Source organism: Flagellimonas sp. S3867 (assembly GCF_014698935.1).
Taxonomy (GTDB): Bacteria; Bacteroidota; Bacteroidia; order Flavobacteriales; family Flavobacteriaceae; genus Flagellimonas.
Map to the genome: position 1 here is coordinate 1,660,137 of NZ_JACVMN010000001.1, position 20,811 is coordinate 1,680,947.

The window sequence follows — 20,811 nt, forward strand, 5'->3', positions numbered from 1 at the left end:
GTCTCTAATCCCCTTGGTTTTTCTTCCCTTCGCGGAATTCATGTATTTTTGCTTTCATTCCAAATCAAGGACGAATGCGTTTTTTCTCTTCCAACTTTAAACTTGGGATTTTAGGAGGGGGTCAATTGGGCAAAATGTTGCTTTATGAGACCCGCAAATGGGACATCCATACAAAGGTCATGGACGCTTCCGATGAAGCGCCATGTAAAATTTCGTGCAATGAATTTATTCAGGGAAGCCTACTCGATTTTGATGCTGTTTATTCCTTTGGAAAAAATGTGGATGTACTTACCATCGAAATTGAAAATGTAAACGTGGAGGCTCTTGAAAAACTAGAAGACGAAGGTGTAAAGGTATTTCCCCCGACCAAAGCGCTTCGAATTATCCAAAACAAGGCTACCCAGAAGCTTTTTTATACCGACAACAACATTCCAACCGCTCCATTTACCCGATTTGCCTATACTTCCGAAATTGAAGATAGCATTTCAAATGGTGGGCTACAGTTTCCATTTGTGTGGAAAAGTGCCCAGTTTGGGTATGACGGTCAGGGTGTGAAAGTGGTAAGGCAGTTGGTAGATTTGGAAGGATTGCCCAATGTCGAATGTATTGCCGAAGAAATGGTTCATTTTAAAAATGAACTGGCGGTAATCGTGGCCAGAAACGAAAAAGGGGAAGTTGTAACATATCCTGTTGTGGAAATGGAATTTCATCCCGAAGCCAACCAAGTGGAATATGTTATCTGTCCCGCTCGAATTGATGATGATATTGCTCAAAGAGCCCAACAAGTGGCCTTAAAAGTTTCAGAATCCATAGCACACGTAGGATTACTTGCCGTAGAAATGTTCCAGACCCAAGAAGATGAAATTTTGGTCAATGAAGTGGCCCCAAGGCCACATAACAGTGGACATTACAGCATTGAAGCCAGTTATACCAATCAATTTGAGCAGCACATTAGGGCTATTTTAGGATTACCTTTGGGGAAGACTGACAGCAAGGTGGCCGGAGTGATGGTGAATTTGGTAGGAGCTGAGGGATATACCGGCAACGTAATTTATGAAAACATAGAATCCATATTGAAAATGGATGGGGTGACTCCCCATATTTATGGTAAAAAACAAACGCGCCCTTTCCGTAAAATGGGCCATGTGACCATTGTGGACCAAAACATGGCAAGGGCACGTGAAATAGCACAAAAAGTTAAGGAAACTATTAAAGTTATAGCAGATAAATCATGAGTAAAGTAGCCGTTATTATGGGAAGTACAAGTGACCTCCCTGTTATGCAAGATGCAGTGGATATTTTAAAAGGATTCGACATTGAGGTGGATGTAGACATTGTATCTGCGCACAGAACGCCTGAAAAATTGTTTGATTTTGGGAAGAACGCCCATAAAAATGGTTATTCCGTAATCATAGCCGGAGCTGGAGGAGCGGCCCATCTTCCCGGAATGGTAGCATCTCTTTCTCCATTACCCGTTATTGGTGTTCCGGTGAAAAGCAGCAACTCTATTGATGGTTGGGATTCCGTACTGTCCATTTTACAAATGCCAGGGGGAGTTCCAGTGGCCACAGTGGCCTTGAATGGAGCAAAAAATGCCGGTATCTTGGCCGCCCAAATCATTGGTAGTGCCGATAAATGTGTATTGGACAAAGTTGAAGTCTATAAACAAGGGCTCAAAGAAAAGGTCATCAAAGGCGCAGAAAAAGTTAGAAATACGAAGTAAAAAATACCAAAACTATATTTTCAGTAGAACTGTCCTCCTAAGTCTATCGAAGGAGCAGTCGCGAACCAATTATCCCAAAATATATAATGAGCAACCCTCTATTAACCTCATTTGACAAAGCCCCATTTGAGCAAATGAAAAACGAACATTTCAAACCGGCTTTTTTGGAGGCTATCGAAAAGGCAAGAAAAGAAATTGATGCCATCACAGAAAATCAGGCGTTTCCATCTTTTGAGAATACATTGGAAGCCTTGGATTTCTCAGGTCGGCAATTGGATAGGGTTTCAAGTGTTTTTTTCAATCTGAATTCCGCCGAGACCAACGAGCAAATTCAACAAATTGCCCAAGAAGTTTCCCCATTGCTGTCAGCATTTAGCAATGATATTACCCTTAACGAAAAACTTTTTCAGCGTATAAAATCAGTTTACGACCAAAGAGAAGACTTGGACCTTACTCCCGAGCAACATACCCTGCTCGAAAAAAAATACAAAAGTTTTAGCCGAAACGGTGCCAACTTAAATGAAGTTGAAAAGAAAAGACTTCGGGAAATCGATGCCGAACTTTCCAAACTCAAGTTGAAATTTGGCGAAAACGTATTGGCAGAAACCAATAAATACGAAATGTTGTTGGCCAATGAATCCGATTTGGATGGATTGCCCGACGGAGCCAAAGAGGCAGCGGCTCAACTAGCAATATCAAAAGATAAAAAAGGCTGGTTAATCACCTTGGATTATCCCAGCTATATCCCATTTATGAAATATGCCAAAAACAGGAAATTGCGCAAACAATTAGCGTTGGCCTTTGGCAGTAAGGGGTTTCATGATGATGAGTTAGATAACAAAGAGAATGTTCTGAAAATTGTTTCACTTCGACATGAGCGTGCCAATCTTTTAGGGTACAATACCCATGCTGATTTTGTTTTGGAAGAGCGAATGGCGGAAACACCAAAAAAGGTTTTGGACTTTTTAAACGAATTGCTCGAAAAAGCCAAACCAGCAGCAGAAAAAGAATTTGATGAACTTGAAGCTTTCGCCAAAGAACTAGATGGAATTGACCACTTGGAAAAATGGGACAGTGCCTTTTATTCAGAAAAAATGAAGCAAAAATTGTTTGATTTGGATGATGAAAAACTCAAGCCCTATTTTAAACTTGAAAATGTTGTTGACGGGGTTTTTAAGGTCGCCGGAAAGCTCTTTGGGTTAACATTTAAAGAGGTTTTTGATGTTGAAAAATACCATGAAGAGGTCAAAACTTTTGAGGTATATGACGAGTCGGGCAATTTTATCTCACTTTTTTATGCTGATTTTCATCCCCGACCTGGCAAACGAGGTGGTGCCTGGATGACATCCTACAAATCACAATATCGGCTGGATGGAAAAAACAGTCGACCACATATATCCAATGTATGCAACTTTACCAAACCAACAGAAACCAAGCCCTCTTTGCTCACTTTTAATGAAGTAACCACCTTGTTTCATGAATTTGGTCATGGACTGCATGGCATGTTGGCAAATACAACCTATCCAAGCCTATCGGGGACTTCCGTTTATTGGGATTTTGTGGAACTGCCCAGTCAGGTCCTGGAAAATTGGTGTTACGAAAAAGAAGCGCTTGAATTATTCGCTTTCCATTATGAAACAGGAGAGGTTATTCCTATGGAATTGGTCAAAAAAATAAAAGAATCAGCAACTTTTCAAGAAGGAATGGCCACTTTACGGCAATTGAGCTTCGGATTTTTGGACATGGCATGGCATGGTACCGATTCTTCTAGTGCAACAGATGTAAAAAAATATGAGACGGAAGCATTTGAAGGTACAAACTTGTTCCCCGAAACCCCTGAAACATGTATGAGTACAGCCTTTTCACATATATTTCAGGGAGGCTATTCTTCAGGCTACTACAGTTATAAATGGGCAGAGGTATTGGATGCCGATGCATTCGATTACTTTAAGGAAAATGGGATTTTTAATAAAGAAGTTGCAGCTAAATTCAAGATACATGTTCTATCCAAAGGAGGCACAGAAAATCCTATGACACTCTATAAGCGTTTTAGAGGATCAGAACCCAAAATTGAGCCTTTATTGGAGCGAGCCGGGTTAATAAAAAAGGTTGGATAAGTGGTTCGAACGCATTTTGCATTCTGTTAATCTTTATTTAAAGTCTAAGATCATTACCTTTTCGTGATACTTTTTAAAGTCGTTTGTAATGGACAAAACATAGAATCATTAACTAAAATCCATTACATTTGGTATTTCTTGAAAAAAAAATGGTGGCGTACAAACTTCAACCTGAAACTTGGGTAGATCAATATGCAGATTACCTGTTCAATTATGCGGTGGCACGTGTAAGTGACGCAGAAATTGCTAAAGATTTAGTGCAAGAAACTTTTTTTGCGGGACTTAATTCAGCTAAAAATTATAAAGGCGATGCTGCCGAACGTACCTGGCTGATAGCGATTTTAAAAAGAAAAGTAATAGATCATTATCGAAAAATAAACTCAAAAAAAGGGAAAGCAGAAGTTCGAGTAAATTATAATGCTAGCTCAGAATCTGAGGGTGATTGGCTGGAGGAACAAGTGGCTGACCCATTTAGCAAGGATGGTGATAATACCATTGAAAATGAAGAGCTCGGTTTGGCAATTCAAGAGTGTATCGCAAAACTACCAAAAAAACAATCCTTGGTTTTTAAGATGAAAACCATTCAAGGAATGAGTACCGAGGATATTTGTAATGAACTTGGAATTAATCCGTCCAACCTGTGGGTGATGATCCATAGAGCAAGAACCGCCCTAATGGGCTGCTTGAATCAAAATTGGTTTTAGTTATGAAGATTACATGTGAAGAAGCATCACATATATGCAACAAATCGCAATACAATGAAGCTGGCTATTGGCAAATGCTAAAATTGCGTATACATATTTTAATGTGCAAAACTTGTGCAAAATTCACAAAGCAGAATAAAGCATTAACCTCTCTTTGCGAGCGGGCTGGTCTTAATACGCTTTCTGAAAGTGATAAGGAAATTATGAAAAAAGATTTGGAAAAACATCTTTAATCAAAGATTACCCAAATCCATAGCAGACCACACCATAAAATAGGAATTCCCTCTACCCAAAACGAAACAAGATTGTTTCTTTGCATATTCTTTCCGTAAAGGAACACGCCTACCAAAACAAGGCTTATAACCAATCGTGTCCATATCTCCATTAGATACAGTTCATCCTTCAAAAAAGTAAGAAAGAAGCATAAAACGGTCAAAACAATGCCTAATTTTTTTGTTTTGTCAATTCCTAATACTTGGGGCAAGGTTTTCAATGCCGAGCTATCCCATTTTAGATCTCGTATCTCGAAGGGTAAAAGTAGCACAAGCACCAAGATGAACCGTTGGCAAAACAAAACCCCTAAATCCCAGGAAATGGCCATTTTTACATTTGAAATTGGCAAAAAAACCGTAAATCCTACCCAAACCAAAGCCACTATGTAAATTTTGAATCCACCCAGACTTCTCAAGTTTTTGGTTTTGGGCAATAATGGTATGGCATACAAAGTAGAAAGCAAAGATAAAAGCAATACTGCAGTCCAAATTTGGGTATCAAGTTGTGCAAAAAAATAGAGGGCCGGTATAAAGCATAGAAAACTAAAAATTTGAATGCTTTTATGATACGTATTTGAAACAATCAGATACTTTTCTGCCTCAACCCCATATTTTACAAAATTGTAGCATACAATTGTACCGAAAAAAGTAAATCCAAATAGCGGATAATTTGTTGGAACATCTAACAAAAGTGTTGTGGCCAACATCAGGGAAACTACTGCCAATCCCACATGAATGCTGGCGTTTAAGTAAAAATTAAAAAATATTCTTGGTAATATCATCCGTCAAAAATTCTAACTAATACCAAAACGTTAATTTGTGGTTAACAACTTTGAAGCGGCTGTTTTCAAAATTGCCTATTTTCATCGAATTTATCCCTAATTTTGTGCACTTTATTGGATTAAACTATGAATACAGATGTGTTTGCCTTACGGCATATCGGTATTACCGAGAAAGACCTTCAACCGATGTTCGAAATCGTTGGAGTAGACCATATGGAACAGTTGATTTATGAAACCATTCCAAATGATATTCGCTTAAAAAAACCTTTAGATCTCCCAGAGGGAATTAGTGAACATGAGTTTCTTACCCATATTCAACAACTGGCGGAAAAAAACAAAGTTTTTAAGTCTTATATAGGACTGGGATACCATGAAAGCCTAATACCCTCCGTCATCAAAAGAAATATTCTGGAGAATCCGGGTTGGTATACGGCTTACACGCCTTACCAAGCGGAAATTGCCCAAGGAAGATTGGAAGCTTTGCTAAACTTCCAAACCATGGTAAGCGACCTTACTGGAATGGAATTGGCCAACGCCTCCCTTTTAGATGAGAGTACCGCCGCAGCCGAAGCTATGACCATGTTGTTTGATGTTCGTTCCAGACAGCAAAAAAAGGATGGAACAATCAAATTCTTTGTTTCCGAAGAGGTATTACCTCAGACTTTAAGCCTTCTTGAGACAAGATCTACACCATTAGGCATAGAGTTGGTCATTGGGAACCATGAAGAGTTTGGTTTTTCGTCAGATTTCTATGGCGCTCTTCTGCAATATCCTGGAAAACATGGTCAGGTAAACGACTATGCTGAATTTGTGGAAAATGCGAAATCCAATGATATCAAAGTTGCTGTTGCAGCCGATATTTTAAGCTTGGTTATGCTTACTCCTCCAGGTGAATGGGGTGTTGATGTTGTGGTCGGCACTACACAGCGCTTTGGCATTCCTTTGGGATACGGAGGCCCACATGCCGGTTTTTTTGCCACAAAAGAAGATTATAAAAGAAGTATTCCGGGCAGAATCATTGGAGTAACCAAAGATACTGATGGCAACAGGGCTTTGCGTATGGCGCTACAGACCCGCGAACAACATATAAAAAGAGACAAAGCCACTTCCAATATTTGCACGGCACAAGTATTATTGGCTGTGATGGCTGGCATGTATGCCGTTTATCATGGTCCAGAAGGCCTAAAATATATTGCGGAAAAAGTTCATAACCATACCCGGTTACTATCTAAAAGTTTGACTGCTTTAGGCTTGGAGCAATCGAACACTGCGTTCTTTGACACCATTAAGGTTCAGGTGAAGGATGCGGGTGGATTAAAAAAAGTTGCAGAAAGTAAAGGTATCAACTTTAACTATATCGATGACAATTCAGTTTCAATTTCATTGAATGAATCTTTCTCGGAAAATGACTTGAAGCTTTTGGTTTCGTGCTTTGTGGAATCCCAGCAGATTCAAAAAGACATTTCAACAGTTTTTCATGTTGAAGAAATTATCCCAAAAACACTGCAGCGTCAATCATCTTTCTTGGACCACGAAGTGTTCAACTCCTATCATTCCGAGACCGAGCTGATGCGCTATATCAAAAAATTGGAACGGAAAGATTTGGCATTGAACCATTCCATGATTTCATTGGGTAGTTGCACCATGAAACTGAATGCTGCCTCAGAAATGCTTCCTTTAAGCTGGGCAAACTGGGGGAACATCCACCCTTTTGTGCCTTTAAACCAAGCAGAGGGCTATCAATTAGTTTTAAAAGAGCTGGAATCGCAATTAACCACAATTACTGGCTTTGCAGCTACGTCATTGCAGCCCAACTCTGGTGCGCAAGGTGAATATGCTGGATTAATGACCATCCGGGCTTATCATGAGTCACGAAAAGAAGGTCATCGAAACATTTGTATAATTCCGGCTTCGGCACACGGAACCAACCCAGCATCGGCAGTTATGGCCGGAATGAAGGTCGTTGTTACCAAAACGGATGAAAAAGGAAATATCGATGTTACCGATTTGACCGACAAAGTAATCCAGCATTCCGAGAATTTAGCTGCGTTGATGGTCACCTATCCTTCCACACATGGTGTTTTTGAATCTTCCATTGTTGAGGTCACTAAATTGATTCATGAGCATGGTGGGCAAGTGTATATGGATGGCGCTAATATGAATGCCCAAGTTGGATTGACAAATCCGGCTACCATCGGAGCTGATGTATGCCACCTGAATCTACACAAAACCTTTGCTATTCCACATGGTGGAGGTGGTCCAGGAGTAGGTCCTATTTGTGTTGCTGAACAATTAAAACCATTTTTGCCGTCAAACCCAGTGGTTAACACGGGAGGCGAAAAAGGAATCACTGCCATTTCAGGGGCACCATGGGGAAGTGCTTTGGCCTGTTTGATTTCCTATGGGTACATTAAAATGTTGGGGGCAGAAGGGTTGACAGAATCCACAAAAATGGCCATTTTAAATGCCAATTATATTAAAGACCGACTTAAAGGAAAATATGATGTGCTCTATACAGGTGAAAGAGGGCGCGCTGCACATGAAATGATCGTAGACTGTAGACCTTTTAAGGCGCATGGAATTGAAGTAACTGATATAGCCAAACGACTCATGGACTACGGTTTTCATGCTCCAACGGTTTCATTTCCCGTGGCAGGAACCATTATGATAGAACCCACCGAAAGTGAAAGCCTGGCCGAACTTGATAGGTTTTGCAAAGCAATGCTTGCTATCCGGGAAGAAATCGACGAAGCCAGTTCAGAAGATTCCAATAATGTTTTAAAAAATGCCCCTCATACATTGGAAATGCTCACAACTGACAATTGGAGTTTCCCCTATAGCAGACAAAAAGCCGCTTTCCCATTACCTTTTGTAGGAGAAAACAAGTTTTGGCCATCCATTCGAAGGACAGATGAAGCCTTTGGGGATCGTAATTTGATCTGCACTTGCACCCCTATCGAAGCATATGCTGAGGCATAGGAAATCTATGATGAATACTGGAAAAGAGCTTTGGGTTTCTTTGAAATCCAAAGCCTTTTTTTATTAAAAACATTTTAAACCTTTATTTGAACATCGTATGTACTTTTTTTGTGTTTAAACCAATTCAGCATACGTGAATTATCTTAATGCTATAAATCTCAACTATGAATATCGGTATCACGGGCACTGGAAGTTACATTCCTTCAATCATCACAAAAAATGAAGATTTTTTGGAACACGATTTTTTAGGGACTGATGGTGAAAATTTCACCCATGAAAACACAGTGATCATTGAAAAATTCAAGGCCATAACTGGAATATTGGAGCGACGATATGCTTCTTCAGATCAAAACACTTCTGATCTTGGGCATTTGGCGGCAGAAAAAGCAATACAAGATGCGGGGATCGACAAAGAAGAGTTGGATTACATCATTTTTGCGCACAATTTTGGAGATGTTACATCGGGAAAGGTTCAAGGTGATACCCTACCCAGTCTTGCCACGCGGGTAAAACATTTACTGAAGATCAAAAATCCAAAATGTGTTGCTTATGATATGCTTTTTGGATGCCCGGGCTGGATAGAAGGGGTTATTCAGGCGAATGCTTTTATCAAAAGTGGTTTGGCCAAAAAGTGTTTGGTTATCGGCGGGGAAACACTTTCGCGAGTTGTAGACCAACACGATCGAGACAGCATGATCTATTCCGATGGCGCCGGAGCTGCGGTAATTGAAGGCAATAATGATTCTGGCGAAATATTAAGTCATGCATCCGTTACGCATGCCAACGGAGAAGCTTACTATCTGTTTTTCGATAAAACATATAAAAACGATGGCTGCCCAAACACGCGTTACATAAAGATGCATGGTCGAAAAATCTATGAATTTGCCTGCACTTATGTTCCGCAAGCCATGAAGGATTGTTTAGATGACAGTGGTGTTAGCATAGGAGAAGTAAAAAAAATATTCATCCATCAGGCCAATGAGAAAATGGATGAGGCCATAATCAAAAGATTCTATCGCCTGTATGGCGAACAAGCACCTTCCGACGTTATGCCCATGAGTATTCATAAACTGGGAAACAGTTCCGTTGCCACCATTCCCACCTTGTATGATCTAGTACGAAAAGGTGAGCTCGAAGACCATGAAGTAAAAAAGGGAGATGTTGTGATCTTTGCCAGTGTTGGTGCTGGAATGAACATTAATGCCATTGTATATAGGGTATAAAACACAATTTCCAAACCCATCAACATCGAATTAAGTGTCTTTTTTATGCCAATTCACGATATTAATGTCAAAATGTATGTCTGCAGGTCTTAGCTATTAGGAATTGTAATTTGATTTTTGGAATTTTAACCGATGTACGAAAACAACTTTCCCAATAAACGATACAAGCATACCCTCAATTTTTTACAAAAACATATTGCAACTTCAGAATCTATTTTGGATTTAGGAGTGGAAAATCCTTTTTCTGAAATCATGAAATCCAATGGGTACCAAGTAAAAAATACCAGTGGCGAGGATTTGGATATTGACTTTCATAAGGTTGCCGAATCAAACACAGAGGTCGTTACGGCTTTTGAGATTTTTGAACACTTGGTGGCACCTTTCAATGTGTTGAAGGAAATTAAAGCCAATAAATTGGTGGCCAGCATACCGATGCGACTTTGGTTCTCCTCGGCTTATCGCAGCAAGACCGATCCGTGGGATAGGCACTACCATGAATTTGAGGATTGGCAGTTCGATTGGGTACTGGAAAAGGCCGGCTGGACAATCAAAGATTCAGTCAAATGGACCAACCCAGTAAAAAAAATAGGCCTAAGACCGCTGCTCCGTCTTTTTACCAATCGATATTATATTGTTTATGCCGAAAGAAACTCCAAATCTCAAACATCAAATTCCAAATAACAACAAATCATGATTGGAATTTGTAATTTGGTTTTTGGAATTTTTGTGAATGAATATTAGCATCGTCATCCCGGCCCATAACGAAGCATTGTTTTTAAAAGATTGTTTGAATTCATTTACTGTTCAAACCCATCTTCCTAACGAGGTCATTGTTGTTGATGACAATTCCAGTGACGCTACTTTTAAAATTGCTTCAGACTACGCCAAAAAATATGATTGGTTAAAAGTTGTTCAACGCAAGTCAACAAACGAACATATTCCAGGGAAAAAAGTGGTGGACACCTTCAATTTTGGGTTGAAACATGCCTCAAATCACGATTTAATTGGAAAGTTTGATGCCGATATTGTTCTCCCTTCCAATTATTTTGAAGTTATGGTGAACCATTTTCAATCCAACTGGAAATTGGGCATGTGCTCAGGTTTGCTTTACGTAAAAAAGGGAGATGATTGGTTTTACGAAAACATAGCAGATAAAAATCATATCCGTGGCCCAATAAAATTATATCACAAAGCTTGTTTTGATAAAATCGAAGGCCTACGTCCAGGAGTTGGATGGGATACCGTTGATGTTTTGTTGGCCAAATACCATGATTTTGAAACCTTGACAGACCCTTCGTTGCTAGTAAAGCATTTACGACCAACAGGACATGGGTATAGTAGAAAAAGTTATCTTTCCAAGGGTGAGGCCCTCTACAAAATGCGATATGGAATTATACTTGCCAAAATAGCCGCCCTTAAAATGGCATGGCAAGCAAAAAGCCCAAGACTATATCTTCAAACAATTTTGGGTTACTTAAGAGCCATGATACAACGGATTCCAAGGTTTGTCACTAAGAATGAAGGCTCTTTTATCCGAAAATACCGTTGGAAAGGAATCCTGACGAAATTGTAGTTAATACCTTTAGATTTAAATCCAACCAAAAAAGGAAATGATCAAAAAAAAAGTACTTCTAACCCGAATTTTTCCAAAACTGGCAACACAACTTTTAGAAGATGCTGGTTATGAAGTTATAGCTTGGGACCAAGAACAGCCCATGCCCTATGATGAGATGATTAAAGTTGCCCAAAGTTGCAATGCGCTTTTCTGCACCTTGACTGATAAAATCGATGTTGCTTTTTTAAATAGATGCTCCCATTTGAATATTATCACTCAATTTGCGGTTGGTTATGACAATATTGCTATTGCAGAAGCCACAAAATTGGGAATCCCCATTGGATATGCCCCAAATGCAATGAACGAAGCCACCGCAGACATTGCTTTTGGATTGATGATTGCTACAGCTCGAAAAATGTTCTTTATGAACCAAAAAATAAAGAATGGACAATGGGGTTCTTTTGACCCGGTGGGACATTTAGGTTTGGAACTAAAAGGTAAAAAACTCGGGATTTTAGGATTGGGGCGAATCGGTATGGTTATGGCGAAACGCTGCAAGGGTGCCTACGATATGGAAATTTTGTACCATAACAGAAGTTCCAATGAAAAAGCAGAAAAAGAATTCGGTGCCAAACGCGTTGATTTCGACACCTTGATAGCTAAAAGTGATGTGATTTCTGTTCATTGCGCGCTTACACCAGAAACTCGCGGCATTTTCAACAAATCCGTTTTTGACAGGATGAAATCAACAGCTTTGTTCATCAATACTGCTCGTGGCGGAATCCATAATGAAGGAGATTTAATCCATGCGATACAAAATGGTGATATTTGGGGGGCGGGACTTGATGTGACCAATCCCGAACCCATGAAACCGGACAATCCTCTGCTTACAATGGAAAACGTGTGTGTACTTCCCCACATCGGCTCCGCAACCATAACAGCCCGAAATGAAATGGCCAGAATGGGCGCCACCAATATTATTAGTTTCTATGAAGAGGGTAAAGTGCCATACATTGTCAATCCAGAGGCATTTTAAACACACATACTATAAGGTTTGGTAAACAAAGACTAATCCAACACCTCAGCAATGGGTTCCCCTGTTGTTCCATTCGGAAAACCGATTCCTAATAATGCAGCTATGGTCGGAGCAATATCAGGAATCTCAGTTCTAGCTACCGTACTTCCCTTTTTAATCCCTTTCCCATATAACAAAAGAGGTACATGGGTATCATAGATCATCGGTGATCCATGGGTGGAGCCGGTTATCGGATAATCAATAAATCCAGGTTTTGGAACCAGTAACACATCTCCGGAGCGTTTTTGGTTCCAACCATTTTGTAATAAATGTGGTATACCTTCGGTATATTCGTTTTGCCAAAGCTGGTATGCCGTATACGTTTCGTTGATTCCCTCATAATCCAAAAGCTCCAAAGCTATTTCCTCCTGTACCTTTTTCAAATCCATATCCAGATTGGCAATGATTTTATGGTCCAAAAATACCTGTGAAGCCGAAAAGTGTTTGATTACATCGGTTGTTCCGTATTGATATTTCACAAATTCCAAAAACTTGCTTTGCATTCTTGCTACATTAAGATAACCAGCTGGTATCTTTTGATTCTTTAAATAGGCAGGCACATTTACCGCCCCATGGTCGGCCGTTAAAAACACAGTATACTGTCCAACTCCAACTTTTTGATCTAATTGATTCAGCAATCGTTGCAAATCAACATCCAGACGCAGATATGCATCCTGCACCTCTTTGGAATTCACTCCAAATTTATGTCCTATATAATCTGTGCTGGAAAAGCTAATGGCCAGAAAGTCCGTTATACCATCCGTTCCTAAATTTTCATTTTGCAAAGCTTCCAACGCAAAATCCACAGTAATGCTGTTGCCATACGGCGTGTATTTTAAAATTTCAAAATCGCGCTCCTTCGCCAAAAGATTAGGTGTACTATGTGGAAAAGTTGGTGTTGTCTCATCTTCAAACAAACTTTCATAGACATTGTTATCCAATCCACTTTCTTGGTATAAAGCAATGTCTTTTAGGGTTGTCCAGGGCTTTTTATAGGCTTCCACCCTATCAGATTCGTTAAAATCGGTCACCCATTGAGGTAAATTTTGCATATAATAGGTACTGCTGATCCATTGTCCTGAATCTCCACCTTCAAACCAATAAGCCGCATTGGCCGAATGTCCTCCCGGTAAAATAGCGCCACGATCTTTCAATGCTACGGCAATTACTTTGCCTTTCTGTTGTGTGTGCAACCGTAACTGATCTGTTACGGTAGTGGTCAACATACGATGTGGAGACATCTTTCCCGCATCGGAATTTGTACCAACCGTTGCGTAACTTTCATCTGAAGCACAATACACTTCTTTATCCTGAACCTTATCATACCAATCATTGGAAATAATACCATGGGCAGCCGGGGTTGTACCCGTATAAACCGAAGCATGTCCTGGCCCTGTTTTGGTTGGGGCATAGTTAAAATGATGGTTTTTACAATTGAATCCTTCGTTAACCAACCTTTTGAACCCTCCTTCACCGTAATGGTTCCAAAAGCGGGTTAGATAATCGTACCGCATTTGATCTACAATGATTCCTACTACCAATTTAGGGGATTGGGCTATTTGTTTGGATTGTGGCTGTGGTTCGGAGGTTTTCCTTCCTTTTCGTTGGCCGAAAGTCATGTTTACGGCCAAAATCAAGGATAAAACAAGGATCAGGTTGATATTTTTCATGAATCTTTAAAGATTAGCGACGACAAAACTATTCAATTATCCTTTTTAAATAATTTAAATGATGGTTAAATGCACATCAATATTGTTATTTTTATGGCCGCAAGTCTATTTATAGTACATGAAATACCTTGAAGCGATCGGAAAATACTTCATCATGATATGGGAAGTATTTAAAAAACCGACCAAATGGCCAATCATGAGATCCCTTATTTTAAAGGAAATCGATGAATTGATCTATGGTTCTTTAGGTATCATCATATTTATTTCCTTTTTCATTGGAGGGGTTGTCACCATTCAAACAGCATTAAACCTAAATAGTCCCCTAATTCCCAAAAGTCTTATTGGTTTTGCGACACGACAGTCGGTCATTTTGGAATTCGCACCAACATTCACTTCCATAATCATGGCAGGAAAGGTAGGGTCGTATATTACCTCCAGCATTGGAACCATGAAAGTAACGGAACAAATAGATGCGCTGGAAGTGATGGGGGTAAACTCGGTTAATTATTTAGTATTTCCCAAGATCATTGCCATGCTGGCCTATCCTTTTGCAGTTGCCATAGCTATGTATGTGGGCATTTTGGGTGGATGGATCGCAGGAGCTTTCGGCGGATATGCTCCAAGTGGGGAATTTATTAAAGGACTTCAACTGGATTTTATCCCTTTCCATATTACCTATTCGTTTATAAAAACCGTTGTTTTCGCCTTTGTAATAGCCACAATACCCTCGTTTCATGGGTTATATATGAAAGGTGGCGCTCTAGAGGTCGGTAAGGCCAGCACCACAGCATTTGTCTGGACCAGTGTGGTCATCATCATACTTAATTATATTCTAACACAATTAATGCTAGGCTGATGATAGAAGTAGAAAACATTCACAAATCTTTTGGAGATACTCATGTGCTCAAAGGTATCAGCACCGTTTTTGAGGATGGAAAAACCAATTTGATCATTGGACAGAGTGGATCGGGAAAAACCGTGTTTTTAAAGTGCTTGTTGGGGCTTTTTGAACCTGAAGAAGGCCAAATATGTTATAACGGACAATTTTATTCAGAACTTTCAAGAAGCGAAAGACGTGATTTACGCCAAGAAATGGGGATGGTTTTTCAAGGAAGTGCTTTATTTGATTCCATGACGGTAGAAGGCAACGTGATGTTCCCTTTAGGCATGTTCACCAATCAATCCAAAGCCGAAATGCAAGATCGGGTCGATTTTGTTCTGGAGCGCGTCAATCTTATTGATGCCCATAAAAAATTTCCTTCGGAAATCTCGGGTGGAATGCAAAAAAGGGTGGCAATTGCCCGCGCTATTGTTATGAATCCTAAATATTTATTTTGTGATGAGCCGAATTCGGGCTTGGATCCCAAAACTGCCATCTTGATCGACAATTTGATTCAAGAAATCACTAAAGAATACAATATCACCACTGTGATCAATACCCACGATATGAATTCGGTAATGGAAATTGGGGAAAAAATCATCTTTTTAAAAGATGGAATTAAAGCGTGGGAAGGTACCAACAAGGAAATCTTTAAAACGGACAATGAAGCCGTTACCAATTTTGTCTATTCTTCAGAGCTTTTCAAAAAGGTGCGTCAAATGTATATCGAGGAACGAAATTGACGGATGTCTTATATCTGAAAAAAAAATTAATCCGCTTCCTTTACAACAAGTGTTGAATCCTGTATCCTGATTTTTAACCAATCCAACATTTTCTTTGCGTCACCCTCCTTTTGGTTTTGTCTAATACCTTCTTTCCATTTCACTTCAAAAACAGGAATGGTATCTTGTTTTTTGAAATCGGTCTGTATTTGATATGAAAAGCCCAAACCGTCAATATTCTCATAATTTGCCTTTGCCTCTGCACTGATATTTTCAAAAGGTATTTGCTTTCCTGCGTTTTTTGTCAAAGTCGCCACCTCTTCCTCTAATAATTTTATTTGTTCATCCTTGTTCAACAGCTCTGCTTTATTTTTTTCATAAAGCTCGCTCACATAATTGAACTTTTCTTCAGAATCATCCTTTCCACCCTGTAAAATTCGGAATTCGGCATCCTTTAAACGAGAATATTCATTTTTTTGGACACGCCAGGTGTTGATTATATTTTCAGGAATCAATTCGTCCCCCATACAAACCAGCTCGATAAGCGAAGCTTCTTCATTGTTAAACTCCAGTTTGGTAAGATTGTCCACATATCTACCTGAAGCATTGAACTGATAGACTTCTATGGTTTCCCCCAAAAATTGTTGGGCTTGTTTTTTAAATAAAGATTCCTGAAAGACTTGATAAAAGGTAAATCCGGCTGGGACCATAACCAAAATCCCCGTAATGGAAGCTACACGCGCTATAAACCGTCTGCGTTGGGAGTTGGCATAGCGTACCATCGGAAATCGCAAGAATTTGATGATCAAAAAAGTGGCCAAACCAATAAAAATAGTGTTGATGATAAACAAATACATGGCGCCGGCGGCATACCATGGTTTACCTATTGCCAAACCAAAGCCAACCGTACAGAGTGGTGGCATTAATGCCGTGGCTATGGCAACACCAAAAATAACACTGGCAATGGTTCCTTTTTTAGCACGCGCAATCACCAAGGCCAAACCTCCAAAAAATGCAATCAATACATCGCGAATATCTGGTTTTGTCCTCGCCAAAAGCTCGGAAGACTCATCTCGAAGGGGGAAGAAATAGAAAAATAAAAATGCCGTGATCACACTCAAGACCACCATTACCGTGAAATTCTTTAAGGATCTACGGAGCGTGTCAATGTCATTAATAGCCAACGAGAGGCCCATTCCCAAAATAGGACCCATCAAAGGTGAAATTAACATTGCACCGATAACAACTGCTGGGGAATTTGCATTTAATCCAATAGAAGCAATGAAAATGGAACAGACCAAAATCCAAGATGTATGCCCTTTAAAAGGAATATCTTCGATAATGGATTCCTTGGTTGCTGCGGCATCGGTATTTGTTCTGATCTCCAACAATTCGGAAAGAAACTTTCGTACGCTCCCCAAAAGTCCTTTAAAATCTTTCTTTACTTCGTCCCCGCTATCTTGACCGGGTGTGTTTTCTCCTCCTGTAAACAAATGTTCGCTCATATATTAAGCATATTGGTCACCAAATTTTTCTTTTACTTGGTTCAGGACTTCTTTGATGTTTTGCTGTTTGGATTTTGGATAAATCAAAAGCACTTCTTCTTTATCAACAATTATATAGTCATCCAAACCATCAACCACCACAATTTTCCCTTTTGGGGATCGAATCATATTTCCTTTGGCATCTTCCAATAGGACCTTACCATTAACTACAGCATTGTCAGCCCCATCCTTGTCCAGCTTATCGTATAATGCACCCCATGTACCCAGATCGTTCCAATCAAAAGTGGCTGGCAAGGTGAAAATGGATTTGGACTTCTCCAAGATAGCATAATCTATGGAAATGTTTTCCGCCTTGGGATAGTTTTCCTTTATAAATTCTTGCTCATCTACTGTGTTATAACAAGAATTCCCTTCCTCAAATAATCTATATTGATCCGGTTGATAATTTTTAAATGCATTTACTATGGTATTCACACCCCACATAAAAATTCCTGCGTTCCAAAGAAAATTACCTTGTGCTAAAAATTCCTTGGCGGTTTCGTAATCGGGTTTCTCCCTAAATTGAGACACTTTTTTTAGGTTTTCGTCACTGTCTTTTTCAAATTCAATATATCCGAAACCAGTGTTGGGGAATGAGGGCTGAATTCCCAAAGTACAAAGTACCTCTTCTTTCTCACACTTATCGAAACAGGCTTTTACATCATTTTCAAAAGCTTGTTCGTCTTCAATCCAGTGATCGCTGGGTGCAACAATCATCACAGCATTGGGATTCATCTTCTGAATTTTTAGAGCGGCATATAAAATGCAGGGGGCCGTGTTCCGCATGGCAGGTTCAAGCACCACTTGCTCTTGCTTTACCTTTGGTAATTGTTCCAAAACCAAATCGTTGTACCGTTCATTGGTAAGGATCAGAATGTTCTCCGTAGGAATGAACCTATTTAACCTATCAAATGTTTTTTGAATCAAGGTTTTTCCAGCGCCCAACATGTCATGGAACTGTTTCGGATTTGAAGATGTACTTACAGGCCAAAATCGGGAACCAACCCCACCTGCCATCAATATTGCATAATAGTTTTTATTCATTTTGTTCTGTTCTCAATGTTAAAAAGGCGGCTCTACCCGGGTATCTTTGATCAATTCCACTTCAGCATTCGGCTGGAACAAATATAACCTGCCTGTAGCCAAATCCACACACTCATATCGTTTTACCCGTTTTTTTCCTTTTTTAAAGAGTTTACCGTTATACAAACGAAACGTACTGCCTTGGGGCAATTCGTATACGTAGCTATTTTTTCGTTCTTCCGCATCAAAAGTCTTTAATGCAATGGACAAACGGGCATCGGTACTGCTACTCGCCTTGGGATTTTTAAAGTGATATGCAATGACGGGCAGCAATTGTGAAGGAAAAACTTCTGGACGTATAAATGGAACCATTAAATGCTGAAAGGTGCGCTTCCATTCCAGTCCATGTGGTTTTATACGTCTACCGTATTTTTCAAAGGCCACCAAATGGGCAATTTCATGGACCAGGGTAATCAAAAACCGATATTTATTCAAAGATGCATTCACAGTTATTTGATGGAGTCCATTCGGCAATCTTCGATAATCGCCATGACGAGTAACCCTATGGTTTACAATTTTTAAATGTACTCCATGGATTTTGATAAGATCAAAACAAGGTTCAACCGCACGTTCGGGTAGATATTTTTGTAAGGTGTTGTCCATTAGCGTTCGTCAAACGAAAATAGCAGTTTATCAATTAACTCATCCTAATTGTGGCTCTCAAGGTGTACTATTACTCACCTGCATTAACTTGCCATTGTACAGTTTGTGTCCTGTCAGGGAAAAATCCTTTATGTAGTTTGCCATTTGCAGCGCAGTAACCGGAGCTTTATAACCAGGAAACGCTTCAGCCAACATTTCGGTTTGAACGGCACCAAGTGCCAAAACATTAAAACTAGGGCCCGTTTCCTTGAATTCTTCAGCCCAAAGTTCCGTCAAAGTAATCACTGCTCCCTTGCTGGAACTGTAGGCTGAAAGTCCGGGAAATTTCACGCTTCCTTGTACACCTCCCATGGAACTAATGGTCAACACATGTCCATTCTTTACCATTTTTGGGAGTACGGTTCGGGTCATTTCGGAAACACCAAAGACATTTACTTTGTAAACGGATTCAAATTCCGAAGGAGAGGTTTCTAAAAAAGGCTTGTTCAGTAAACTCCCCGCATTGTTTATCAACACATCGACACTGTCCCATTGTTTTAGAAAATCGGTTACTTTCCCAAAATCTTGTGGATTTGCCAAATCGAAAGGAAAAGTATCAACATTGGGCAAGTTTAAATCGGATATGGGTTTTTCATTTCTAGACAATGCCAAAACTTGGTGCCCCTCTTTTGCAAAAAGTTGTACCAATTCGAAACCAATTCCCCTACTTGTACCTGTAATGATGATGTTTGCCATAATTGCTTCTGTTTGTCATTCCCGTGAAAACGTGAATCTTATACACCCCTAAGATCCCACTTCGACAAGCTCAGTGTGACACTTATTTTGAAATTATCTTGACTTCCTGCGTTGGTGCATTGGCAATTCCTTCCATGACCGGTAGCATTTTGTTCACCAAGGTGGCCATATGCCCAAAATCCATCAGATCGTTTTCATCGCCAACTTTATGATAGTGTCCGAAATTGGTAAAATCGAAAGTGCAATAGGTGTGGGAAGGCACTCCAAACTCCTTATGAAATGGATAATTATCCGAACGCTGAAAAAGATTATACTCTTTAGCGGTTGGTAGAAATCCAACCAAGTTTTCCTTTGCGTAGGTATTGCTTACCTCAGCCAAATTGGAGTTGTCGTACCCCGTGATGTATACAAAATAATCTTTTGCTTGCAGCGGAACTCCTGTCATTTCAAAATTGAGCATGGTATACAAATTTAGGTTTTGGGCCTTTAATTTATGGGCTAAATGCTCCGAACCCAATAATCCTTTTTCCTCAGCGCTGAACAAAGCAAAAATCAGGCTACGTTTGTTGTTCTTTTCGGTTCCAAAATAGCGAGCCAATTCCATTACGGTAGTGGTTCCAGAGGCATTATCATTAGCTCCGTTGGCAATATAATCCCCATTTTCAGGAGTAATGGTCCCAATATGATCATAATGTGCCCCAATCAGGATATATTCATTTTTTAGATTGGGATCATTACCCTCAACTACACCCACAATATTATAGGATGGTTTTTTAAAATTGGAAAGGGTATCTCGATAGGATTCAAAATACGGTTTTACATGGTAGCTCTTAAAATGGTTTTCGATGTATTTGGCAGCCATTTCTATACCTTCACTTCCTGAATCGCGTCCTTTTAGATCGTCCGAAGCCAGATATTTCATTATATCACCAACACGTTCTGCATTGGTAAAAGAGTCAATCGAATTAATTGCTGTTTTAACTTCTTGTGCAGTTTCAACCACACTTCCTTTTACGCCTTCTGGTCCATTTGGTGCTGTAGAAGCTGTTTTGGTTTCAACCATTTGGGCGGAACCACAACTCAACAAGAGCATAGCTCCAAAGGCATAGTACAGTTTTTTCATCGTATTCGTTTTTTGAATTTT

19 protein-coding genes are annotated in these 20,811 nt (G+C 39.7%); 12 read left to right on the forward strand and 7 right to left on the reverse strand.

The features are described from left to right. Positions 1–74 precede the first annotated feature (74 nt). The 5 genes from IAG46_RS07460 (at position 75) to IAG46_RS07480 (ending at position 4,777) form a co-directional block, all read left to right on the forward strand. The gene (locus IAG46_RS07460; protein WP_190809664.1) at positions 75–1,235 is read left to right on the forward strand and encodes a 5-(carboxyamino)imidazole ribonucleotide synthase; all 1,161 of its coding nucleotides are present in this window, start codon (positions 75–77) and stop codon (positions 1,233–1,235) included. After that, on the forward strand, positions 1,232–1,723 hold the full coding sequence (gene purE / locus IAG46_RS07465; RefSeq protein ID WP_190809665.1) for a 5-(carboxyamino)imidazole ribonucleotide mutase: 492 nt from the start codon (positions 1,232–1,234) through the stop codon (positions 1,721–1,723). The genes IAG46_RS07460 and purE overlap by 4 nt, the downstream gene beginning before the upstream one ends. Before the next feature lie 86 nt (positions 1,724–1,809). After that, on the forward strand, positions 1,810–3,840 hold the full coding sequence (locus IAG46_RS07470) for a M3 family metallopeptidase (RefSeq protein ID WP_190809666.1): 2,031 nt from the start codon (positions 1,810–1,812) through the stop codon (positions 3,838–3,840). Between the two features lie 149 nt (positions 3,841–3,989). Further along, complete coding sequence (locus tag IAG46_RS07475) at positions 3,990–4,544, forward strand: sigma-70 family RNA polymerase sigma factor (RefSeq protein WP_190809783.1); 555 nt, start codon at positions 3,990–3,992, stop codon at positions 4,542–4,544. Positions 4,545–4,546: 2 nt separating this feature from the next. Then, a complete protein-coding gene (locus tag IAG46_RS07480; RefSeq protein ID WP_190809667.1) occupies positions 4,547–4,777 on the forward strand; it encodes a hypothetical protein in 231 nt (76 codons plus the stop codon). Here the strand turns inward: IAG46_RS07480 and IAG46_RS07485 are convergent. Continuing rightward, entirely contained in the window at positions 4,774–5,598 is an 825-nt protein-coding gene (locus IAG46_RS07485; RefSeq protein WP_190809668.1) for a hypothetical protein, read from the reverse strand. The two genes, IAG46_RS07480 and IAG46_RS07485, sit on opposite strands and share 4 nt — an antisense overlap. Positions 5,599–5,724: 126 nt before the next feature. Between IAG46_RS07485 and gcvP the strand changes: the two genes are divergently transcribed. The 5 genes from gcvP (at position 5,725) to IAG46_RS07510 (ending at position 12,391) form a co-directional block, all read left to right on the forward strand. Then, positions 5,725–8,577: an aminomethyl-transferring glycine dehydrogenase gene (gene gcvP / locus IAG46_RS07490; protein WP_190809669.1), complete on the forward strand. Its 2,853-nt coding sequence runs from the start codon at positions 5,725–5,727 to the stop codon at positions 8,575–8,577. Positions 8,578–8,741: 164 nt separating this feature from the next. After that, the gene (locus IAG46_RS07495) at positions 8,742–9,800 is read left to right on the forward strand and encodes a 3-oxoacyl-ACP synthase III family protein (protein ID WP_190809670.1); all 1,059 of its coding nucleotides are present in this window, start codon (positions 8,742–8,744) and stop codon (positions 9,798–9,800) included. 132 nt (positions 9,801–9,932) lie between these two features. Beyond that, positions 9,933–10,481 carry a methyltransferase gene (locus IAG46_RS07500; RefSeq protein ID WP_190809671.1) on the forward strand — a complete coding sequence of 183 codons (549 nt, stop codon included), beginning with the start codon at positions 9,933–9,935 and terminating at the stop codon, positions 10,479–10,481. Between the two features lie 49 nt (positions 10,482–10,530). After that, positions 10,531–11,373 carry a glycosyltransferase family 2 protein gene (locus IAG46_RS07505; RefSeq protein WP_190809672.1) on the forward strand — a complete coding sequence of 281 codons (843 nt, stop codon included), beginning with the start codon at positions 10,531–10,533 and terminating at the stop codon, positions 11,371–11,373. Positions 11,374–11,410: 37 nt separating this feature from the next. Continuing rightward, complete coding sequence (locus IAG46_RS07510) at positions 11,411–12,391, forward strand: D-glycerate dehydrogenase (protein WP_190809673.1); 981 nt, start codon at positions 11,411–11,413, stop codon at positions 12,389–12,391. Between the two features lie 32 nt (positions 12,392–12,423). Here IAG46_RS07510 and pafA read toward each other — a convergent pair whose 3' ends face one another. Beyond that, positions 12,424–14,100 (reverse strand): alkaline phosphatase PafA, encoded by a 1,677-nt coding sequence (gene pafA / locus IAG46_RS07515; RefSeq protein ID WP_190809674.1) that lies wholly within the window; start codon positions 14,098–14,100, stop codon positions 12,424–12,426. A gap of 118 nt (positions 14,101–14,218) precedes the next feature. Here pafA and IAG46_RS07520 point away from each other — a divergent pair, with 118 nt between their 5' ends. Together IAG46_RS07520 and IAG46_RS07525 are read left to right on the forward strand one after the other, a co-directional pair. After that, a complete protein-coding gene (locus IAG46_RS07520) occupies positions 14,219–14,956 on the forward strand; it encodes an ABC transporter permease (protein ID WP_190809675.1) in 738 nt (245 codons plus the stop codon). Further along, positions 14,956–15,723 carry an ABC transporter ATP-binding protein gene (locus IAG46_RS07525; RefSeq protein ID WP_190809676.1) on the forward strand — a complete coding sequence of 256 codons (768 nt, stop codon included), beginning with the start codon at positions 14,956–14,958 and terminating at the stop codon, positions 15,721–15,723. Before IAG46_RS07520 ends, IAG46_RS07525 begins: the two co-directional genes overlap by 1 nt. A 26-nt stretch (positions 15,724–15,749) precedes the next feature. Here the strand turns inward: IAG46_RS07525 and IAG46_RS07530 are convergent, their stop codons facing one another. From IAG46_RS07530 to IAG46_RS07550, 5 genes are all read right to left on the reverse strand, one after another. Beyond that, positions 15,750–17,207, reverse strand: a complete 1,458-nt coding sequence (locus tag IAG46_RS07530) for a DUF389 domain-containing protein (RefSeq protein WP_190809677.1) — start codon at positions 17,205–17,207, stop codon at positions 15,750–15,752. A 3-nt stretch (positions 17,208–17,210) separates the two neighbouring features. Beyond that, entirely contained in the window at positions 17,211–18,290 is a 1,080-nt protein-coding gene (locus IAG46_RS07535; RefSeq protein ID WP_190809678.1) for a mannose-1-phosphate guanylyltransferase, read from the reverse strand. An 18-nt stretch (positions 18,291–18,308) separates the two neighbouring features. After that, entirely contained in the window at positions 18,309–18,932 is a 624-nt protein-coding gene (locus IAG46_RS07540; RefSeq protein WP_190809679.1) for a SprT-like domain-containing protein, read from the reverse strand. Between the two features lie 57 nt (positions 18,933–18,989). Further along, a complete protein-coding gene (locus tag IAG46_RS07545) occupies positions 18,990–19,667 on the reverse strand; it encodes an SDR family oxidoreductase (protein WP_190809680.1) in 678 nt (225 codons plus the stop codon). An 82-nt stretch (positions 19,668–19,749) separates the two neighbouring features. Next, positions 19,750–20,790: a M28 family peptidase gene (locus IAG46_RS07550; RefSeq protein WP_190809681.1), complete on the reverse strand. Its 1,041-nt coding sequence runs from the start codon at positions 20,788–20,790 to the stop codon at positions 19,750–19,752. Positions 20,791–20,811: the final 21 nt, after the last annotated feature.